The organism is Dyella acidiphila, assembly GCF_014863405.1.
Classification (GTDB): Bacteria; Pseudomonadota; Gammaproteobacteria; order Xanthomonadales; family Rhodanobacteraceae; genus Dyella_B; species Dyella_B acidiphila.
On sequence record NZ_JACZZA010000006.1, the window covers coordinates 190,715 to 213,237 of the forward strand.

Here is a 22,523-nt window from a genome sequence, read left to right on the forward strand (position 1 = left end):
ATTTGGATCGTGGCGATGGCCGCGCTGCATGGTGCTTGCGCCATGGCTGCGGATACCACGCACAGCGTCACGCCCCCGGATGCGGCCACTATCGAGCAGCAGTGGACGGCAGCCAATCGTCCGTATGACGGCGCGCGCCAGGCGATCCTGTCGCAGGCGCTGAAAACCGCCTGGCAAGGGCCGATGCAGCCGGACTGGCAGCGTCTTACCGGCTACACCACGCCGGAGTGGTATCGCGATGCTAAGTTCGGCATCTTCATCCACTGGGGCGTGTATTCGGTAGCGGCGTACAAGGGCGAGTGGTATCCGCGCCATGCCTACGAGCGCACTGGCGAATACGCCGATTACTACCAGCACCAGATCGCCACCTACGGCCCGATGCCGCAAGTGGGCTACAAGGATCTGATTCCGCGCTTCAAGGCCGAGCACTTCGATCCGAATGCATGGGCGGCGCTGTTCCGCGAAGCCGGTGCGCGCTATGTGGTGCCGGTGGCCGAACATCACGACGGCTTTGCGATGTACAACTCCAGGTTGTCGGACTGGACTGCCGTAAAAATGGGCCCGCATCGCGATGTGATCGGCGAGCTGGCCAAGGCCGTGCGTGCGCAGGGCATGAAGCTGGGTCTTTCCTCGCATCGCGCCGAGCACGACTGGTTCTACGAATACGGCCGCACTTTCAATTCCGACGTCAACGATCCGCGCTACGCCGCACTGTACGGTCCGGCGCATCCGTCGGTTTCGAACAAGGGCGAAGACGGGCAGGAAGTGGACTGGACCTTCGTCTCCGATGCCTATCTCAACGACTGGCTGGCGCGTTCGTCCGAGATCGTGCAGGACTACCACCCCGACCTGATGTATTTCGACTGGTGGGTGGGCCAGCCGCGCTTCCGCCAGGCGCTGGCCGAGTTCGCCGCGTTCTACTACAACCAGGCCGCCGCGCGCGGGCAGGGCGTGGTGTTGAATTACAAGTTGAACGATATGCGTCCCGGCACCGGCACGATGAATATCGAGCGCGGCCAGGCGGCGGATATCCGTCCGCAGCCGTGGCAGACCGAAACCTCGATCAGTCCCGATTCCTGGGGCTACGCCGAAGGCGATACCTATAAGTCGCCGGACGAAATCGTGCAGCTGCTGGCCGACGTGGTAAGCAAGAACGGCAACCTGCTGCTGAATATCGGTCCGAAGGCCGACGGCACCATTCCGTCGGAAGCGCAGGGCATCCTGCACGCCATCGGCCAGTGGATGCATGCCAACGGCGAGGCGATCTACAGCACGCGCCCGTGGCAGCGCTTCGGCGAAGGTCCCACCCAGGTGGTGGCCGGCACCATGCAGGACACCAAGACCAAACCGTACACCGCGGACGATTTCCGCTTTACCACCAAAGACAACCATTTGTACGCGATCGAAATGGCGTGGCCGGCATCGGGCCATGCGCAGATCCATTCGATTACGCCTTCGATGAAGGTGAGCGCGGTGACCTTGCTGGCCACCGGCAAAACGCTTGCCTTCGAGCAGCGGGCCGACGGCCTGCACCTGACGTTGCCGGCGCAGCCCGCCGGCGTGCATGTGTATGCGTATCGCATCGACATGCCAACGAATCCTTCGCATACCACGGAGGAGGGCAACGCGGCTAAACAATAACATCGTTGCCGTTTTACAAAAGCAAGGCTTCCGGTCTGCGCTCGAAGGATTCGGATACAGGCAAGCCGCATATGTCGCTTCCAGCTATTAGGGGGTTGGGAGTGATTCAAGACACCGCATTCAACTGTAGGGGAGCACCATGAAGAACATACACATACGTCGAGGCGTACTTGCCAGTTCGCTGGCACTGGCGCTGTTTGCACCGGGCGCATTCGCGCAGACATCGAGCACGAACTCCAGCGATACGCAGTCCAACCAGCAAGCCGCTCCGCAGCAGAGCACGTCGTCCAGCACGCAGTCGAACAACCAGGGCAACGCCAAGCAGCTGCAGGCCGTCACCGTTACCGGTTCGATGATTCCGCGCGTGCAGGTCGAGGGTCCGGCGCCGGTGACCACGATTACCGGCCAGCAGATCAAGGACGAGGGTTACACCACCCTGTGGGAATTCCTCGATTCGCTGCCGCAGATGGGCCAGACGCAGGACCCTGCCAGCTGGGGCGCCACCTCGGTGAATGCGCGTTCGGTCAACCTGCGTAACCTCGGCGCGGGCTTTAGCCTGCTGCTGATCGACGGACATCGCGTGGTGGACTACCCGCAGCCGATGAACGCGCAGAGCAACTTCCAGAACTACAACAACATCCCTTCCGGCATGATCGACCATGTCGACGTGCTGGCCTCGGGCGCATCCTCGATCTACGGTTCGGATGCGATCGCGGGCGTGGTCAACGTGATCCTGAAGAAGAACTATCAGGGTGACGATCTGCAGGTCACCGGTGGCGGCGCCACGCGCGGCGGCCGTGCCTACGGCGACATCAACCTGACCGGCGGCCATTCCGGCGAGAACTGGCACGTGATGTACAACCTGGAGCATTCCAACCGCACGGCGTTGTGGGGCAGCGATCGTCCGTACCAGGATTCGGTCGCCGATGCAGGCTACGGCTCCTGGAGCCCGGCCGACCGCATGTTCGGCTACCAGTACGATGCGCATGGCTCTACCGCGCTCTCTGCGATGACCGGCGCGGGCACGTATATCACGCCGCCCGCAGGCACCTGTTCGAAGTTCACCAACTCGCAGTTGAGCCAGTCGCATAGCGTCACCACGCAGGGTAACCAGATCACCGGCACCACCGACAATGGCTACTACTGTTCGCAGCCGAACCTGTTCCAGAACTGGGTGCTGACCCCGGGCAGCATCAACAACAGCGGTTACCTCTCCGGCGAATACGACTTCAGCAACGGTCTGCAGGTCTATGGATCGGCCGCTCTGTACGACACCACCGGCATTTCCAACACGCAGTTGTGGGGTATCGGCACGGGTGCGTTCTACGACCAGACCACGGGCCAGGTCATCAGCAACGCCGTGCGCCAGTTTACGGCGCAGGAGACCGGCTCCGAGGGCAATACCTACGACCACGAGCAGAACTGGAACCTGCAGCTCGGCCTGCGCGGTAGCTTCGATGACAGCCGTTTCAACTGGGACCTGAACCTCAATAGCCAGAAGTACATCGTGCATGAGGACTACACGGCCTACGACGGCGTGGCAGCGAACAACTTCTTCCTCGGCAAGCAGCTGGGCACCACCACCGTCGGCGGCACCACCTATCCGGTCTATGCCATGAACTGGCAGCAGTGGTGGAACCCGATGACCCCGCAGCAAGCCAACCAGTTCCTGATGGGAGGCGAGGACACCGCCGAGTCGTGGCTGAACCAGGCGCAGTTCCATATCAACGGCGAGCTGTACAAGCTGCCGTGGGTGGACGAGCCGATCGGCTGGGCCGCCGTCGCGGAAGCCGCCGACAACGGCTACCAGTTGTCACCGGACCCGCGCGGTGCCGACGGCACGACCTTCGTCAACCCGTTCTACGAGCACAACACCGGTGGCGGCACGCGCCAGCGTTATTCGTTCGGCACCGAGTTCCGCATGCCGATCCTGGATACGCTGACCTGGACGCTGTCCGGCCGTCTGGACAAGTACCACGATGCCAGCAGCGCCGACGTCGCGCGTACCTGGGGCACCGGTATCGAGTGGCGTCCGTTCGACAGCCTGCTGTTGCGTGGTACCTACAACACCAACTTCAAGGCGCCTGACATGCAGGCGATCTACCAGACCGGCTCCACCGAGCCGCAGGGCGATTACGTCGATCCTCTGCAGTGCATCAACGCGCTCAAGCAGGGCCAGACCGACAACACCTGGTGCCAGCTGATCCAGCGCCCGCAATCGCAGTACTACTCGCTCACCACCAAGGGCAACCCGGAGCTGCAGTCGCAGACCGGCCACTCCTGGACCTACGGTTTCGTGTGGCAGGTGATCGGCGTGGAAGGTCTGTCGGTGTCCGCCGACTACTGGCACATGGGCGTGGACAACGCCATCCAGTACCTCTCCCAGAGCACGGTGCTGACGGATGAAGCGGGCTGCAAAACCGGTCTGCAAGTCAACGGTACCGCCGGCCTGCAGGCGTATACCGCCCACGTGCCGGGATCGGCGTACTGCAACATGGTCGAGGGCTTGGTCACGCGTAATGCGGCTGGCGTGATCACCAACGTCAACTCCGGTCCGATCAACGAAGCGTCGCTGTATGTAAGCGGTATCGATGCGTCGCTGGACTACAAGAAGCGCACCGACTACGGCATCTTCCGCACCAGCGTCAACTACACCGACAACTTGTCGTACAAGGAGCGCGTGCTGGCCTCCGATCCGCTGCTCAATACGCGCTATGAGCACGTGGCGAGCAGGGTGACCTGGATCGGCGACTGGACCAAGGGTGCCTGGAACGTGTCGCTCTCGGGCGAACGCGACGGTACCCTGCGCTCGCCGGGCTACGGTGCGTGCGAAGAGCTCGCCAACGGCACCCAGCCGGGCCTGGGCGATGCGGATTGCGTGGTCTACAACGGTCACGTGCCGGTATGGATCACCTGGAACACCGCGGTGCGCTGGCAGATCAACCCGGAGACCAAGATCACCTTCACCGTCAACAATATCTTCAACAAGGTTGCGGCGATTCCGTACGACGCTGGTGGCTTCGAGTTCGTCACCACCGGGCAGTCGGCGAGTGAGTACAACGGTCGCGAGCTGTTCCTGACCTTCGATTACAAGCTCGATTGATGTAGGCAATACCAGCGAGCCCGGCCAAAAGCCGGGCTCGTCTGTTTTAGAGCAGTATGTTTTTGAATGGAGTACATCCGATGTTCAAGTCGCTCGCCGCCGGCTGCCTTGGCGTTTCGATCCTGCTGACCAGCCTCACCGCTTCCGCCGCGATCGGAATCATTCCCAAGCCTCAGCATATGCAGACAGGCGAGGGCAGCTATACGCTGGATGCCGATACCGGCATCGATGCGCCGAACGATGCCCGCGCACGCGAAATCGTCAGTTTTTTGCGCGATGCGGTGCGTGACCAGACCGGCATCCGTCTCTCCGACAGCCCGCATACGCATGGCATCGTGCTGGCGATCGACCCGTCGGTCAAAGGCGATGAAGCGTATCGTCTGTCGGTGACGTCGCGTGGCGTGATCATCCAGGCGTCGACCGACAAAGGCCTGTTCTGGGGCGTGCAGACGCTGCGCCAGTTGCTGCCGCTGCAGCACGGCGCACCCGCGTTGCTGCCGGTCGTGCAGATCGATGACGCGCCGGCTTTTGCCTATCGCGGCTTCATGCTCGACGTGGGCCGGCATTTCTACCCGCTTTCCTTTATCAAGCAGCAGCTCGACCTGTTGAGCTACTACAAGATCAATACCTTCCACTGGCATCTCACCGAAGACCAGGGTTGGCGCCTGCAGATCAAGCGTTATCCCAAACTCACCAGTGTCGGCGCGTGGCGCACCGAAGCCGATGGCAGCCGCTATGGCGGTTTCTATACGCAGGCCGAAGCGCGCGAATTGGTCGAATACGCGCGGCAGCGCAATATCACCGTGATTCCGGAGATCGAAATGCCGGGCCACGCCGTGGCCGCGCTGGCTTCGTATCCGGAGCTTTCCTGCACCAAGAAGCCGATTCCTGTCGCCACCACCTGGGGTGTGTTCAAGGACATCAGCTGTGTCGGCGATCCGAATACCTTCGTCTTCTTCGAGCATGTGCTGGACGAGGTGATGACGATTTTCCCGTCGCCGTGGATACATATCGGCGGCGACGAAACGCCCAAGGACCGCTGGAAGGATTGCGCTTCCTGCCAGGCCTTGATGCACGCGCAGGGTCTGCAGGATGAGGATGGCCTGCAAAGCTATTTCATCCGCAAGATCCAGGCGTACCTGGCCAGCAAGGGCAAGACCCTGGTCGGCTGGGACGAGATCCTCGAAGGCGGCGCAGACAAGAATGCCATCGTCGAGGTCTGGCGCATGTGGGAAGGTCATGACGAAGCGCGCAAGGCGCTGGCCAACGGCAACCGCATCATCGTGGCCGGCTCGTTCTACCTGGACGCGCCATCGGACCGCCTGACGCTGAAGAACGTGTATCAGGCCAATATCGCCGGTAGTAGCGACGATCCCATCTATGCCGCGCACCGCGCGCAGATTCTCGGCGGCGAAGCGCCGTTGTGGAGCGAGCGCGCCAATCCGTTCAACGCCGAATCCAAGATCTATCCGCGCATGTTGGCGCTGGCCGAAAGCCTGTGGACCAATCCGGCGCACGACGATGCCAGCTTCGCCGATTTCGATCGTCGCCTGCAGGTGCAATATCCGTGGCTGGATGCACAACATGTGGCGTATGGCGCGGAAGACCATGCGGTAGTGCAGTACACGCTGGACGCGAACGCGCAGGGCGGCGGCTGGCAGTTGCACGCCAAGCGCGGCTTCGACGATGTGCAGAACCATTACACCGTCGACGGCTCCGAGCCGACCGCGCAGTCGCCCACGTTTGACGATGCGGTCGACATCAAGCAGGCGGGCACGGTCAAAGTGGTGCCATTCCGTCATGGCCTGCGTTACGACAACCCGATCAGTTTTACGCTGGTCGACAATCTCGCCAACGGTCATCCCATGACGTTCGCCCAGCCCGCGTCCAAGGACTATGCGTCCGGCGAGGTGCTGACCGACGGCGTGCTCGGCAGCGACGATTTCCACGACGGCCGCTGGGCCGGCTGGTACGACAGCGATCTGAGCGCGACCATCGACCTGCAACAGTCGCACAGCCTGCATTCGATCAAGGTCAGGTTCCTGCTGTCGCCGGAATCCAGGATCGTGCTGCCGCAGCAGGTGACTTTTTCCGTGTCGATGGATGGCCAGCACTGGGACCAGGTCTACGGCGACCGGCTCGACCCGGATGTGACTTCGGCACAGCGCCTGCAGTCGGTGGAGTTCAAGTCGGCCAAGCCGGTGACCGCACGCTATATCCGCGTGGAGGCAAGCCGGCCTTCCACGTTGCCGGTGGCGTTCCCGAACGGCGCCAAGGACATCTGGCTGTTCAGCGACGAGATTCTGGTGCAATAACGAGATGCGCGTCATCCCGGCGAAAGCTGGGATGACGGCGTGATGCATATGGACGCGACGACCGCGCCGGTTTACCCGAGTTTGTTATCCTGCCGGGATCCAGCACGTAACAGGGGCGTTGCGCATGACGGAAACACGGCACAGTGCTGCACGCGGCGAGATGATCCGTTTTATCGCCGCCACCGCCATGATGGTGTTGATCGCCCACGCCGTAGCGTACTTCACACATGAATACAGCCATGCTTTTACGGCGTGGCTGCTCGGCTACAAACAGGACCCGTTGGCGCTCAACTACGGCGAGGCAAGTACGGCCAATATTCTGTTTCAGCAGGATATCGACGAGAACGTCGATTACGATCCGATTTTTGCCGGACAGCATGGCTGGAGCGCGGCCCTGATTGCCTTGGTCGGTCCGGGCGTTGGCAATGGTGTGCTGTATTTTGTGTGCCTGTGGCTGTTTCGTGCGGCACTCTCACGGAATCACCGCCGCACGGCGATGTTCCTGTTCTGGCTCGCGCTGATGTGTGCCGGCAACGTCTGGAGCTATGCGCCGACCCGGGTCATCACCACCCATGCCGATATGGCGCTGGCGGCGAAAGGGCTCGGCATATCGACCTGGTTGCTGTTTCCATGGGTGACCGCCGCGGCTGTGTGGATCGCCTGGAGTTTTTTCTTTCGCCTGTTCGCGCAGGCCAGGCAAACCCTGTTCCACGAACCGGACCGGCTGGTGCTGGTTTCCGCGCTGGTCGCCTATTTCTACTTCGGCTTCTTCGGCGGCGGCGGGATCTCCGGTCATTACGGCGCGGTGCCGGCTTTGTTCTCTACCGTATCGCTGTTGGTATTGCTGCCGCTTTCGTGTCTATTCTGTATTCGAAAGCTTTGATCAGTCGCTTCCCGTGATCGGCGAGCCACCTTTTCTTCATCGATATTAGTATCGATATGTAGGTTAGTAGCGCGCCTTTGCGGCAACCACTTTATCGTGCCGGCATCGTGTGCATGATGACCGGTATCTTCGTCCGTGGATGCCGCACCATGAAATTGCACCACCTGCGCAGCCTCGTCGCGGTGCATGAATCGGGCAGCCTGCAACAGGCGACCAAGCGTCTCTACATCACCCAGCCTGCGCTGAGCCGGACTTTGCAATCGCTGGAGGAGGAGCTGGGAGTGGCGCTGCTGGTTCGTTCGAGCCAGGGCGCAAGGTTGACGGCCTACGGCCTGCGTCTGGTTGAACATGCGCGTCATGTGCTTGAGGGCGTGGATCGTGCGCGCCGGGATATCGAGGAAATGAAGGGAATCCCCGCCCGTCACGTCTCGATAGGCATTAGCGCCATGGCGGCGCTGTCGGTTTCGCTCGAGACGGTGCTGGCGACGTTCCAGCGCCGCTACCCGGACGTGCAACTGGCCGTGCATGAACTCGGTCCGCAGGCCATGAAGAGCATGCTGCGCGAAGGCGTTTTGGACTTTGCCCTAAGCACGCATCCGCTGGAAACCTCGGGCGATCTGGATGCGATAACGGCCTGCCGCATTCCCTGGCAGATTTCGGCACGATCGCAGCATCCACTCGCTGGCGCCACTTGCCTGGGCGAGTTGCGCAAGGCCATGTGGCTGACCTCCGACGCCGGTCCGGATTCGATTTTCAAGCGATTCTTTTTGCAGCACGGTGTGCAGCCGCCGGAGCGTGTGCTTGAATGCTCTTCGCTCTCCATGGCCATCGGCGCGGTGCGGCAGCTGGATGCGTTGATCATGGCGCCGGCATGGAGCAGCTGTGTCGCCGACTGGCTGGACGGCAGGCTGCAAGCCTTGTCGATCGGCCAGCCGTTGCCGGACTGGCCGTTGTGGCTGATCAGCCTCGATCGATCGCTGCTGTCGTCTACAGCGCGCTTTTTATTCCAGCTGCTGCAAGATTCGCTTATGCGCAGCCACCCGTGCGCGGCCAACAGCACGGGTGACTGTGCATTCACACCATTATCGCTGGCCTTGCATCGCGCTCATCACGGCCAGGGTCATGGCTTCGACGCCGGTGCGAATGGTCGGCTCCGGCACCGGTGCGTAGAGCGGGGAATGATTGACGGGAAGTTTCTCGTCTCGACGCTTGGCCGCGGCAAGCTGCTGCGGATCGTAGCTGCCGACAAGGAAGTACAGCGATGGCACGCCGGCTGCGATGAACTCCGAATAGTCCTCGCTGGCGGACAGCGGTTCCGGCATGGCCTGCGCCTGATCGCCAAACGCTGCCTTGAATACGTCCGCGGTACGCGCGGTGATGGCGGCATCGTTGACCACCGCCTTGTAGTCGACGCCGCCATGCAGATCCACATCCGGCGCCGGTGCGCCGGACATCGCCGCCTCGGCCTTGGCTGTGCGCGCAATACCGTCGAACAGCTGCTGGCGTACTTCGGGCTCGAAGCTGCGGATGGTGCCGCGCAATACCGCCGTATCCGGAATCACATTGCCGGCCTCGCCGGCGCTGATCGCACCGACGGTGATCACGCCGAACGCGCCGGGCGGCTTCTCGCGGCTGATCACCGCTTGCACATCGACGATGAAGCGCGCCGCCATCATCACCGGATCGATCGATTCCTGCGGCATCGAGCCGTGTGCACCCTTGCCGTGGAAGGTGACCAGCAAGTCGGCTGCGTTCGAGGTAAAGGTGCCGGGGCGGTAATAGACCCCGAACGGCTTGGGGATGTTGTGCAGGGCGAAGCCGATGTCTGGCTTGGGGAAGCGAGTGAACAGACCATCGTCGAGCATGGCCTTGGCGCCGCTGACGCCGTCCACCGTGCCTTCTTCCGACGGCTGCGCGATGAACATCAGCGTGCCCTGCCATTGATCCTTCATCGCGATCAGGGTTTCGGCGGTGCCGACCCAGCTGGCCATATGGATATCGTGCCCACAGGCGTGGTCAACGTAGGTCTGCTTGCCTTGCCAGGTTTGCGTGGCGCTGCTGGCGTAGGGCAGTCCGGTTTTTTCCTGCACTGGCAATCCATCCAGTTCGGTGCGAACCAATACGGTGGGGCCCGATCCGTTTTTATAGATCGCCACGATGCCGGTCTTGCCGACGTGCTCCGTTACGGTAAAACCGAGTGCGCGCATGCGTTGGGCGAGCAAGAACGCAGTGCGGGTTTCCTGGAAGCCAAGTTCGGGGTGTTGATGGATGTCCTTGTACAAGGCGTCCAGCTGCGGATAGTTCTTGCCCAGTTCGGCGTCGACGCTGCTGCGAATTGCGACCGGATCGAACGCGAAGCACGCTGCCGGAACGGCGGCGAGCCCGGCAAGCGTCAATGCAAGGGCGGCGCGGGAATGGCGCATGCTGATATCTCCTGATGATGACCGGGTCGTTGCGATCCGCATCGTGGATATCACGCCAGGTTGCCGAGCCTGTAATCGCTTTTAGTCATGGCCATGCGCCGGCGGCATGGCTGCCTGAGTGAAATTGCCGCGCCGCACTTTCAAATATTCCGGCATTAATACGCGGGAGTATGGGGCGAATTTAAAAAAATATAGATCGAGATAAATAAGAGATTTCGTTTCCGCCGTGATTTTGCGCCTCGCAAATCCTTGACGGCACATTGACAGTAGCCGGCGTACCTAGCGTAATAAGTGCGACGGCAATCAATGACTCCGCACTTTTTATGCGATGTACTGGAGCGATTTGTCCGTGATGTAGGGAAGGGGGCAAACAGGGGTTACTGAAATTTTGAAACGGTGCACTTGGGCGTAGCCATGCGTTCGGGGCCGGTTTTCTGTTGACCAAAATTTTTGTGCTTTCCATGTGGCAAGGCGGGGCCTGCTGCAAAGGTCCGCCGCGTATTCAGACCGGGGGTTGTCATGAATAAGCGTGGCTTGCAAGGCATCCGTACCCATCGTCTGGCCAGAGGCATTCTTTTCGCCCTGGCGCCGGCGCTGGCGCTATCGACCGTCAGCCGTACGGCGTTTGCCCAATGCACGACGGCGAGTCCGGTGGTCACCTGCGCGGCGGGCAGCAATACCAATTCCTACGCCAGCAGCATCAACAATGTGGTGGTGAATGTGCAGCCCGCCGCGGGCAGCCTTGGCGCCGCGATACTCAGCGTGCCGCCGATCGTGGGCGGCGCGGCGCTGACTTTGAACGGCAATGGCATCACGCTCAATAACCAGGGCGATATCGATCCGGTCGTCAATGGCGGCCTCAGCCTGGCGGCATCGGGCGCGGTCCTGGGCAATAGCGCCACCAACAACATCACGATCAACAACGAGAGCGGCGGCATCCTCAACGGCCTGGTCAATATCGCCTCGATTTTCGGCTACGGCGGTCAGGCCCTGGTGGTGCAGAACGGCAACGGCGGCACGACCTCCGTACAAAACGCCGGCAACATCGGCATGTCGATTTTCGGCGTCGGTACCTTCACCACGGCGGACGCGCCAGCCATCGTCAGCTATGGCGGCGGGGCGATGAGTTTCACCAATACCGGCACGATTACCGGTCGCATCGGTTTTGTCACTCCCAGCGCCACCGGCGCGCAAAACAGCTTTTTGAATGCGGGCACCGTCAACGGCAGTATCTATCTGGGCAATACGCCGAGCGGTAACCTGTTTACCGCGGTCTCCGGATCCAGCGTCAACGCGGCTGGTGTCGGTACCGCCGGCACCATGACCATCGGCGCCACCACGGTGAATTTCTCCGCGGCCGGCAAAGTGGATGCGGGCACCGGCAGCAATAATCAGCTGATCCTGCAGAATTCGGCGCTCGGCAACGGCTCGGGCACCGGCGGCGCGGTGACCACGATCAGTGCCAGCAATTACCTGGATTTCCAGAACCTCGTCGTTAATAGCGGTACCTGGAATCTGCAAGGCAACCTGGTCAGCGGCAGTGCCGCGATCAACGACGGCCTGGTCAATTTCAATAGCGCCGGTGTATTCGGCACGCATCTGACGGTGGGCGGCGGTGCGATCGAAGCCGCTGTGGCGGGCTTGACCCTGCCCGACACGATTTCGCTCGGCGCAAATTTAACGCTGCAAGGCACCAACTCGTTCGCCTTGAGCGGCACGATTTCCGACAATGGCCCGTTTACCGGTTCGCTGACCGTCAATGACGCCTCGCCGGTCACTTTGAGCGGCGCCAATAATTTCACCGGCGGCGTAAGCCTGATGACCGGCGGCCTGGTGCTCGGCAGCGCTACTGCATTAGGTTTGGGCAACCTGGTGGTGAGCGGCAGTGCATCGCTCAACACCACGAATGCTTTCAGCATCGCCAATGCGATCCAGATCAATGGCGGCACGTTGGCGCTGCTCGGCAGCAATCCGATGACCATCGCAGGCGGCCTGTCCGGTGCCGGCAGCATCAGCTGGAATGGCGCCGGCACGCTGAGTCTATCCAGCACGGACACCCTCGGCGGCAGTTTTCTGCTCAATAGCGGCACGCTGGCGGTAGGCGCGGGCGGCGTGCTGTCGGCCACCGGCGCGATCAGTATCGCCGCGGGCAGCACGCTGGATCTTTCGTTGGGCACCAATCAAAGCATCGGTTCGCTGGCCGGCGCGGGCGGCACCATCAACCTGGGCGTCAACCAACTTACGCTCAACGGTATAGGCAATACGGCGTTCAACGGTGCCATCACCGGCTTGGGCAACCTGGTGAAGCTCGGTAGCGGTATCCAGACCCTGGGCGGTGCCAGTGTGTTCAGTGGCGGCGTGCAGCTGGATGCCGGTGGCCTCTTGCTCGGCAATAACAGTGCGCTGGGTTCGGGCACCCTGACGGTGGGCGGCGCGACCACGCTCGATGGCACGGTGGCGCTGACGCTGGGCAATGCCATCATCATCAACGGGCCCGCGAACTCCTTGGATTTCCTCGGTGGCCAGCAGATCACCTTGAACGGCACCATCGCCGGCACCGGCAGCCTGATCAAGGATGGCGCCTCGGCGCTGATCTTGAACGGCGCCAACAGTTTCAACGGCCTGAACCTCAGGGCCGGCGAGGTGATCCTGGGCAATAGCCTGGCGCTCGGCACAGCAGCCTTGAGCGTGAACGGCAATGCATCCCTGAAAGGATCGCTGGCGTTGTCCATCGCCAACAATATCAACCTCGGCGCCGGCAGCGTGCTCACCTTGCCGCTCGACAGCGCGCTGACCTTGAACGGTGCGGTGGGCGGCATCGGCGGCCTGAATATGTCGGGCTCGTCCACCCTGACCTTGAACGGCCTCACCAACTTCAGCGGCGAGCTGGCCATCAACAGCGGCACGGTGGCGATGGGTTCGCTGGGCAGCTTGTCGGCCAACGTCGATGCCGGCCTGGCGGCGGGCGGCACGCTGGATCTTTCCGGCGGCGGCAACCAGACCGTCGGCGAATTGTTCGGCACCGGCGGCACCGTCAATCTCGGCGCCAACACGCTGACCTTCGGCGACGGCACCGACCAGGACTTCGACGGCTTGATCGAAGGCACGGGTGGATTGACGAAAGTCGGTAGCGGCGTGGAAACGCTGACCGGCGCCAATATCTTCAGCGGCGGCGTGACGCTGTCGCAGGGCGGCCTGCTGGTCGGCAACAACAGTGCGCTGGGCACGGGCACGTTGACGGTCAGCGGCACGCTCAATACCAGCTTGGGCAGCATTGCGAATGCGACGCTGGCCAATAACGTGGTGCTCGATACCGGCAGCGTGCTGCAACTGGTCGGCAGCCAGGCGCTGACGCTCAATGGCGTGATCAGCAACGGCGGCAGCCTGCTGCAGAACGGCAGCGGCACGCTGACCTTGAATGGCGCCAACACCTTTACCGGTGGCTTGCAGCTCAATGCGGGCAGTGTGGTGGTCGGCAATGCGCAGGCCCTGGGTTCCGGTGTCTTGAGCGTCTCCGGCAACGGCACGCTGAGTGCCAGTTCCGCGCTGACCCTGGACAACGATATCGACCTCGGCACCGGTGTCGGCCTGACCGTGGCCGGTGCGCAGAACCTCACCCTCGACGGCGCCATCACCGACGGCGGCGTGTTGATCAAGAGCGGCAACGCCACGCTCACCTTGAACGGCAATAACAGCTTCAGCGGCGGCGTGGCCTTGAACGGCGGCGAGCTGCTGCTGGGCAATAACAACGCCCTCGGCAGCGGCGTGCTGAATGTGGGGGCCGCATCGACGCTGGATGGCAGCGTGGGTGCGCTCGACCTGGCCAACAACATCAGCCTGGCGTCGTCGCTGACCTTCGCCGGCAGCCAGCAGGTGACGGTGGAGGGTTCGATTTCCGGCACCGGCGGCCTGATCAAGAACGGACCCAATACGCTGATCCTCGACGGCGCCAATACCTTCAGCGGTGGTCTCACCATCAATGTCGGCACGGTGCAGCTGGGTGCGAATGGCAGCATCAATAGCAGCAGTGCGGTGGACCTGGGTGCCCCGGGTTCCACCTTCGATATTTCCGATGCGAACGGCACGCAGACTATTGGAGATCTGTCCGGCGTTGCCGGCAGCGCGCTCTTCCTCGGCGCCAATTCGCTGGTGTTCGGTACGATCAATAACGCGAGTTTCGGCGGCACCGTCGACGGCACCGGCGGCCTGGTCAAGCAGGGCAGTGGCACCGAAACGCTCACCGGCACCAATACGTTTACCGGTGGACTCACCATCAATGGCGGCACGGTTGCCATGGGCAGCGGCGGCGGCCTGGCCGGAAACGTGGCCGTGAACCTGGCCGTTGCCGGTACGGGTTTCGATATCTCCGGCGGCGGCAATCAGGCGATCGGCTCCCTGGCCGGTGTCGCCGGCACCAGCGTTACGCTGGGTGGCAACACTTTGACCCTGGGCGGCCTGGGCGACTCCGACTTCGACGGTCCCATCAGCGGTACCGGCGGTCTGATCAAGAACGGTTCCGGTACGCAGACCTTGAACGGCAGCAGCAGTTTCAGCGGCGGCGTAGCGTTCAATGCGGGCGGCCTGGTCGTCGGCAACAACAGTGCGCTGGGCACCGGCACGGTCAACGTCAACGGTGCGGTGACGCTGGCGGCGAGCGGCAGCGGCGTGGATCTCGGTAACAACATGGTGCTGGGCGCCGGCGCGGGCCTGACCGTACAGGGCGGCAATGCGCTGACACTGGGTGGCGTCATTTCCGGTGGCGGCAGCCTCACCATGAGCGGCAGTTCCACGCTGACGCTGACCGGTGCGAATACGTATACCGGCGGCACCGCGATTCTGTCGGGCACCTTGGCGCTCGGTACAGGCGGCAGCTTGTCGTCCACGGGTGCCGTGATGCTCGCGGGCAGTGGCACGCTGGATATTTCCGGCGGCGGCAACCAGACCATCGGTACGCTGGCCGGTACGTCCGGCAACGTCAATCTCGGCGGCAATACGCTTACGCTCGGCAGTGCCGGCGATAGCAGTTTCGGCGGCGTGATCAGTGGTGGCGGTGGGCTGATCAAGAACGGCACTGGCGTGCAGACCCTGGATGGCGCCAACACCTTCAGCGGCGGCGTGACGCTCAATGACGGTGGCCTGATCGTCGGCAATGACAGTGCGCTGGGTACCGGCACGCTGACCGTGGGCGGCAATACAACGCTGGATAGCGACACCGCCGTCACGCTCAACAACAATATCGTCCTCAATGGCGGCCTGACGGTCGAAGGCAGCAATGCACTGACGCTCAATGGCGGGCTGTCCGGCACCGGCAGCCTCGACAAAGAAGGCTCGGCCACGCTGACCTTGAACGGCGCCAACACTTACACCGGCGGCACCTTTATCGATGCGGGCACGCTGGCGCTGGGCGCCGGTGCGAGTCTGGCCAGCACCGGTACGGTGAATGTGGCCCTCGGCGCCACGCTGGATCTGTCTGCCGGCGGCGGCACGCAGACCATTGGCACGCTGACTGGTGGCGGTGCGGTCGATTTGGGCGCAAACGACATTACGGTCGGCGGTCCCACCAATGGCGTGTTCAGCGGTTCGATCGCGGGCACCGGCGGTCTGATCAAGCAGGGCAGCGGCACCGAAACGCTGACTGGCGCCAATACATTCACCGGCGGCACCACCATCGATGCGGGCACGCTGGCGATCGGTGCCGGCGGCAGTCTCTCGGCGGCGGGCTCGGTCAATCTCGCGGCGGCCGGTACGGGTTTCGATATTTCCGGCGGTGGCGATCAATCCATCGGTTCCTTGAGCGGCGTAGCCGGCAGCACCGTGGCGCTCGGCGCCAACACGCTGACGCTGGGTGGCGTCGGCAATGCGACATTCGACGGTTCGATCACCGGTACTGGCGGCTTGATCAAGAATGGCGCCGGCGTGCAGACCCTGGGCGGCGCCAGCAGCTTCAGCGGCGGCGTGGCGCTTAATGCCGGCGGCCTGGTCCTGGGCAACAACAATGCGCTGGGCACCGGTGCGCTGGCCGTCAACGGTGCCGCCACCCTGGATGCGAACACCGCGGTCAGCGTGACCAACGACATCGCGATCAACGGCACCGCCGGTCTGAATGTGCTCGGTTCCAATGCGATCACGCTGGGCGGCGTGATTTCGGGTACCGGTTCCCTGACCAAAAGCGGTGCGGCGACGCTGACGATCAGCGGCGCAGATAGTTTTAGCGGCGGCACCAATATCGATGCGGGTACCTTGTCGATCGGTATCGGCGGCAGCCTCGCGGCGACCGGCGCGGTGACCTTGAACGGCGGCACGCTGGATATTTCCGGCGGCGGCAACCAGGCGATCGGTTCGCTAGCCGGCATTGCCGCCAGCAGCGTCACGCTCGGCAATAACAACCTCACGCTCAATGGCGTGGGCGATAGCAGCTACGACGGTGTGATCAGCGGCAATGGCGGTGTGAGCAAGAGCGGTTCCGGTGTGCAGACGCTGGGCGGCGCCAACACCTTCTCCGGTGGCGTCGCGCTCAACGGCGGTGGCCTCGTGCTCGGTAACGACGCCGCGCTAGGCACCGGTGCGTTGAACGTCGGCGCGGCGGTGACACTGGATGCGAGCGGCGCCATCAATGCCAGCAACAACATCAATCTCGCTGCCGGCAGTGCACTCGATGTGCTGGGCGGCAATGCATTGACGCTGGGCGGCACTATTGCCGGCATCGGTGCCTTGTTGAAAGACGGCAACGCCACGCTGACCTTGACCGGCGCCAACACCTACACCGGCGGCACCACCATCAACAACGGCACGCTGGCGATCAGCGGCGGCGGCAGCCTGGCCGCGGCCGGTGCGGTGACACTGGGCGGCAGCGGCAACCTGGATATTTCGGCAGCCGGCGGCAATCAGACCATCGGCGCCTTGTCCGGTACCGGCGGCACGATCAATCTCGGCGCGAATTCGCTCGGCTTTGGCAATGCCGGCAACCAGACCTTCAACGGTATCGTCAGCGGCACTGGCAGCCTGGTCAAGAACGGCAGCGGTATCGAAACGCTGGGCGGCAGCAATACCTACACCGGCGGCACCACGCTCAATGCCGGTGGCCTGGTTCTGGGTAATGACAGTGCACTGGGTACGGGCGCGCTTAGCGTTGCAGGCAACGCTTCGCTCGATGCCGCCGGTGCGCTCGATCTTGCCAACGATGTAAACCTCGGCGCGGGCGTCACGCTCAGCTTGCCGGCCAGCAGCGGTGCCGTGACGCTGGATGGAACGATCAGCGGCGCGGGCGCTTTGGCGATGCTGGGCAGCACGACGCTGAGCCTGGACGGCAACAACAGTTTCAGCGGCGGCGTGGCCATGGATGGTGGCACGCTGGTGCTCGGCAGCAGCACGGGCCTGGGCAGCGGCACGCTGACTGTTGCTGCAGCCGTTGCGCTGCAATCGAGCACCGCGGTGAATCTGGCCAATGCGGTCGTGCTCAATAGCGGTGCAACGCTGACTATCTCCGGCAACAGCAGCGACGTGGCCCTGGGCGGCATTATTTCCGGCGCGGGCAGCCTGGTAGTGGACGGCACTTCGACGACAACGCTCAGTGGTGCGAACACGTATAGCGGCGGCACCACCTTGACGGGCGGCAATCTGCAACTCGGCAGCAACGATGCGCTGGGTACGGGGGCCTTGACGGTCGCCGCCGCCTCGACCCTCAGCGCGACGGGCGCCGTAACCGTAGCCAACAACATCACGCTCAACGATGCGCTGACTGAAAACGGCAGCCAGTCGCTGAGCTTGAGCGGGCAACTGTCAGGCAGCGGCAGCTTGACCAAGGATGGCAGCGGCAGCCTCAGCTTGAGCGGGGCCAGCACCTTCACCGGCGGCACCAGCTTGACCGGCGGCAGCCTGATCGTTGGCAACAACGCAGCACTGGGCACGGGGGCGTTGTCGATCGATGGCGGTACCTTGGAAGCCGCCAGTGCCGTCACCTTGGGTAATACGGTGACCGTCGGCGCAAACGGCGCAACACTGGGCGGTACGCAAAACCTCACCCTGGCTGGCGCACTCTCCGGCGCCGGCACGATCACCAAGCAGGACAGCGGCACCGTGGCGCTGGGCGGTTCTTTGACTGGTTTCACCGGCAGTATCGCGGTCGATGGCGGTGTCTTGAATGCCGCTACGCCGTATACGGCAGGTATCTCGGTGGCATCCGGTGCGACGGCCAATCTCAACGGCAGCGGCAGTGTCGCCACGGTGGATGGTGCGGTGGGTGGCAGCTTGAACGTCGCAGCAGATAGCCGCGTGAATATCGACTATGCAGAACTCGCTGGCGTCACCGGCACGGTGCACGGGCAGGGCGGCAATACCACGCTCGCCGTCACCGGCACGGGCGAGGGCACCTTGCCGGCCACGGCATTTACTAACATCGCCAACCTCGACGTAACGGCGGGCAGCCTGGCCATCGCCAGCGGTGCCACCGCGAATTTCGCCGGCGGAACCAGTGTGGACGGCAACCTGGTGGTCAATGGCAGCTTGAATGGTCCTGCCAGCATCAATAGCGGCGGCGCCTTGATCGGTAGCGGCAGCGTTGCCGGCGCGGTGACCTTGCAAGGCACGCTTGCGCCGAGCGGTCTTGCCGCTGCCAGCGGCATTGCCGCCGGCAGCGGTGTGCCGGGCAGCAGCCTGAGCATGGGCAGCCTGGTCAGCGAAGCAGGTTCCAACACACAGATTCGCGCCAACGGCGCCGGCATCAGCGACAGCCTGCATCTCAGCGGCAGCGCCGTGCTGGGCGGCGATTTGACCGTGGTGCCGTCGTCCGGGGCGTATGCCGCGCACACCACCTATACAATCATCGATGCAGCCGGCGGCGTCAGCGGCAACTATGCCGCTTTGGTGCAGCAGACACTGCCCTTCCTCAGCGCCAGCGTGAAGACACAAGGCGACGATGTGCTGCTGACCTTGTCCCAGGTCGACGCCTCATCGGGCCCGGGCGGCGTGCCTTATAACCAGTTCCCTGGCCTCAATGCCAACGAATACAACATGGCGACGGCACTGCAGACGATTGCCACCAACTCCGATCGTCTGCAGACCTTGCTCAGCTACGCGCGTGGCCTTAGTTCGGCGCAGGTGATTCCCGCGTTCGACAGCCTCACTGGCGAGATCTATGCCTCGGCGCCGCAGGCCGAGCTGGCCGGGCAGAGCCAATTCATGGATACGATGCTGTATCGGCTGATGCTTGCCCGTGACAATGGCGAGCAGGGCACGGCCGCCTGGGCCGAGCCCTATTTTGATACCACCCGTTTCGGCGGTACGTTCCAGGCGGACCAGACCAACTATCAGCTGCACGGCTTGATCCTGGGCACCGATGCGATGGCCGGCTCGTATTTCCGCGTCGGCGCCAACGCAAGCTTTGCCAATTCGCAAACCTCGCTGTCGCAACCCAACGACCGCATCAACAACGACGAATATGCCGTGGGCCTGCATGCCCTGTTCGACAACACCGAAAACTGGTGGGCGGACGGCGTGCTCTCCTATGGCTGGCAGCGTGCGCGCAGCACCCGCCAGATCGACGTGGGTGCATTCCAGCCGGTGGCCACGGCACGTTATGACGGCCATGCGATCAATACTGCGCTGGAAGGCGGTTATCGCTTCCACTTCGACCAATGGCGCCTGGAGCCGTTCTTCGGTGCGTATTACGCACGTGTGCGCTATGACGCTTTCGACGAGCAAGGTGCGGGCGATGCCGACCTGGATGTGGGCAGCAGCCGTGCACACAGCTTCCAGTACGGTCCCGGTGCACGCCTGATCGGCGACTTCGGCAAGAATCCGGACGGCACGCAGATTCATCCGGTATTGGTGTTGCGTTATCTGCATGGCGCGAGCGATCAGTTCTCCGCGCTCAATGCCGCTTTCGACGGCGCCTCCGACGTAGGCTTTACGGTGGGCGGCGTGCAACCGGGCCGCAATCATTGGCAAGGTGCCTTGGGTGCCAGTTTCGACCTGACCCCGCAGGCCAGCCTGTACGCCTATTACAGCGTCGACTCTGCCAGCCGCAGTCTCAGCAATGCGGCGAACCTCGGCTTCCGCTGGTCCTTCAGCAAGGCGCCAGCCGGTACCGGCCTGAGCATGCGGGCGCAGCATATGCCGGCGACATCCACGGCGATGGCGGCATTGGGAACCTATCCGGCGGTAGCGACGCCGCCCGCGCAGACCAACGCTTCGCCCGCGGCGGCCGCGGTACTGCCAGTTGTCATCGGTACGCATGCGGCGGCGGATACCGGGGCCGTGCAGCCGGTTGCAGCTGCTGCAGTCGCAGCCGCACCATTTGGCCGCTGCAAGAATCACATCGCCGCGCCTGGTGGCGAGAAGATCGCGCACGCTGCAAGCCATCATCATGCAGCCAGCAATCCCGATCTGGTCATCGTGCCGCGGCACGTCGCGCACGTCGTGGCGGGGAAGAAGAAGTCCACCGTTTCCTGCAGCAGCTGATGCTGCCCGAACCAGGCGCGACCGGTTACCCATGCCGGCGCGCCTGATTTTTTTTCGCCCAACCCTGAGCTGATTTCGCGGCACTTGCGTGCTGCGCACGTCTGCGCGCCTGCCGTGCAGGCGCCTTTTTGTGTGCGCGTTTTTCCGACGGATTTCTGCGTCTTTTTTGACCGGTGAAGTATTGATCAAAATACTTGCAATTATAGTAACGTTACAGTAAAATGGTGCTAAAATCAGGAGGAAATCCATGGTCGATCCACGTGATCCCGGCACCATTGCTATGTCGTTTCCGTATAAACCGCGGCGTGGCAGGCCGCCCACCGGCAAGGCAAAATCCGCGGCCGAACGCATGCGCGCTTATCGCAAGCGGCATATCGTGGTGAGCACGGATGTGTTGCGCACAGTGGTCGCGCAGTGCACGCAGATCCAGGAGTTGATGGATGCCAACCGCCGGTTGCGGCGGGAGCTGGATGTGCTCTACGCAGAAATTGCGCGGCTGAATGAAGCTTTGTAGGTTGGGTTAGCGCAGCGTAACCCAACAATCTCTCTTCGTAGCGGCATCGTTGGGTTACGCTGCGCTAACCCAACCTACGCAACTCGCGATTCGGTATGGACGCCCAAATAAAACGAGCCGCCTTGCTGGCGGCTCGGTCGGGCATCGGTCATCCATGTTGAGGAGGGGCCCCTCCTCGGCGCCTGACTTCCCGGCGCTGTGTTTATCGCATATCGACGTCGTAATGTCTTATGCCGGCACATCTGCATTTGGAGTATTTTCACGAATGTGTGCACGTGCATGCATTCATGCGGGCAAAGTCTCACATTCACTTCACACACATGAAAAAACACCATTCGCATCGGAATGGTGTTGTGTGGTTGAGATGATTTTGCGATGTGTGCTTATTGCGCCTTGGCGATCTTGAAATCGATGCGGCGATTGCGTGCGCGGCCGGCATCGGTAGTGTTGTCGGCTACCGGATTGTCCGGACCCATGCCGCTGACGCTGAGCGTTGCCGCCGGAATGCCCTTGGCAGTGAGATAGGCCTTTACCGTATTGGCACGCGCCAGGCTCAAGGCAACATTGGATTCGCGCTCGCCCACATTGTCGGTATTGCCGATGATCTGGATCGAGGGGTTGTTGATCTTGAGGATGGCGGCAGCCATTTCGTCCAGCACACTGCGCCCTGCCGGCGTGAGGATGGCACTGCCGCTTTCGAACTGCACCACGCGATTGGCCAGGGCCTGGTCCAGCACCTGCTGCTTGGAGGTGCCGATGCGCAGGTTCTGCTTGATGCCGTAGTTCTGGTCGAACGAGGTGGACAGCGTGCTCAGCACCTGCTGGCGCGTGGCTTCATTGGGCACTTCGCCGCTGATGTCGATGGAATTGCCCTGAATCTGCACCTGGCCGTTGGAAACCTGCTTGAGGTTCGGCCCGATCATGCCGACCACGTATTTGCTCCAGTTGGCGGGTGTCACCACGCCGCCGACTTCGATGCGGTCGACCACGTGATCGGCGCCGTAGAGCTTGCGCAGGTTATCCAGCACGGCCGCCTTGGTGGCTTCGTCGGGCAGGGTGCCGCTGGCGGTCACCATGCCGCTTGCACTGCCGGATGCACTGGAGGTCGCCGGCGCGGGAGCGGAGGTTTGCGCCCACGCGCTGGCGCAACCCAGTACCAGCAGGCTTGCGATGAGTTTGCGCATGA

The 22,523-nt window shown here is 62.7% G+C and carries 8 protein-coding genes and 1 pseudogene; 7 read left to right on the top strand and 2 right to left on the bottom strand.

Annotated features, from left to right (window positions below; translation table 11 throughout):
• Positions 1 to 42 precede the first annotated feature (42 nt).
• The 5 genes and pseudogenes from IGX34_RS11790 to IGX34_RS22495 form a co-directional block, all read left to right on the top strand.
• Positions 43 to 1,641, top strand: a complete 1,599-nt coding sequence (locus tag IGX34_RS11790; protein WP_225737407.1) for an alpha-L-fucosidase — start codon at positions 43 to 45, stop codon at positions 1,639 to 1,641.
• Between the two features lie 139 nt (positions 1,642 to 1,780).
• Positions 1,781 to 4,744, top strand: a complete 2,964-nt coding sequence (locus IGX34_RS11795; RefSeq protein ID WP_192555922.1) for a TonB-dependent receptor domain-containing protein — start codon at positions 1,781 to 1,783, stop codon at positions 4,742 to 4,744.
• An 80-nt stretch (positions 4,745 to 4,824) separates the two neighbouring features.
• Positions 4,825 to 7,059 (top strand): glycoside hydrolase family 20 protein, encoded by a 2,235-nt coding sequence (locus IGX34_RS11800; protein WP_192555923.1) that lies wholly within the window; start codon positions 4,825 to 4,827, stop codon positions 7,057 to 7,059.
• 124 nt (positions 7,060 to 7,183) lie between these two features.
• Complete coding sequence (locus IGX34_RS11805) at positions 7,184 to 7,942, top strand: hypothetical protein (protein WP_192555924.1); 759 nt, start codon at positions 7,184 to 7,186, stop codon at positions 7,940 to 7,942.
• Between the two features lie 149 nt (positions 7,943 to 8,091).
• Positions 8,092 to 8,907, top strand: a pseudogene (locus tag IGX34_RS22495) (LysR family transcriptional regulator); the annotation flags it as partial.
• Between the two features lie 117 nt (positions 8,908 to 9,024).
• Here the strand turns inward: IGX34_RS22495 and IGX34_RS11820 are convergent.
• Positions 9,025 to 10,365, bottom strand: coding sequence for an amidohydrolase (locus IGX34_RS11820; RefSeq protein ID WP_192555925.1), 1,341 nt, complete (start codon positions 10,363 to 10,365; stop codon positions 9,025 to 9,027).
• A 519-nt stretch (positions 10,366 to 10,884) separates the two neighbouring features.
• On the opposite strand from IGX34_RS11820, the gene IGX34_RS11825 reads away from it, so the two are divergent.
• Both IGX34_RS11825 and IGX34_RS11830 read left to right on the top strand, forming a co-directional pair.
• Positions 10,885 to 20,823, top strand: a complete 9,939-nt coding sequence (locus tag IGX34_RS11825; protein WP_192555926.1) for an autotransporter-associated beta strand repeat-containing protein — start codon at positions 10,885 to 10,887, stop codon at positions 20,821 to 20,823.
• Positions 20,824 to 21,070: 247 nt separating this feature from the next.
• Complete coding sequence (locus IGX34_RS11830) at positions 21,071 to 21,337, top strand: hypothetical protein (protein ID WP_192555927.1); 267 nt, start codon at positions 21,071 to 21,073, stop codon at positions 21,335 to 21,337.
• Positions 21,338 to 21,720: 383 nt separating this feature from the next.
• Here the strand turns inward: IGX34_RS11830 and IGX34_RS11835 are convergent, their stop codons facing one another.
• Complete coding sequence (locus tag IGX34_RS11835) at positions 21,721 to 22,521, bottom strand: OmpA family protein (protein ID WP_192555928.1); 801 nt, start codon at positions 22,519 to 22,521, stop codon at positions 21,721 to 21,723.
• Between the last annotated feature and the right edge of the window lie 2 nt (positions 22,522 to 22,523).

Bases quoted from the DNA above. Each gene is read 5' to 3' on its own strand.
- IGX34_RS11790 (WP_225737407.1), top strand. From the start codon at position 43: ATGGCTGCGGATACCACGCACAGCGTCACGCCCCCGGATGCGGCCACT.
- IGX34_RS11795 (WP_192555922.1), top strand. From the start codon at position 1,781: ATGAAGAACATACACATACGTCGAGGCGTACTTGCCAGTTCGCTGGCA.
- IGX34_RS11800 (WP_192555923.1), top strand. From the start codon at position 4,825: ATGTTCAAGTCGCTCGCCGCCGGCTGCCTTGGCGTTTCGATCCTGCTG.
- IGX34_RS11805 (WP_192555924.1), top strand. From the start codon at position 7,184: ATGACGGAAACACGGCACAGTGCTGCACGCGGCGAGATGATCCGTTTT.
- IGX34_RS11820 (WP_192555925.1), bottom strand. From the start codon at position 10,365: ATGCGCCATTCCCGCGCCGCCCTTGCATTGACGCTTGCCGGGCTCGCC.
- IGX34_RS11825 (WP_192555926.1), top strand. From the start codon at position 10,885: ATGAATAAGCGTGGCTTGCAAGGCATCCGTACCCATCGTCTGGCCAGA.
- IGX34_RS11830 (WP_192555927.1), top strand. From the start codon at position 21,071: ATGGTCGATCCACGTGATCCCGGCACCATTGCTATGTCGTTTCCGTAT.
- IGX34_RS11835 (WP_192555928.1), bottom strand. From the start codon at position 22,521: ATGCGCAAACTCATCGCAAGCCTGCTGGTACTGGGTTGCGCCAGCGCG.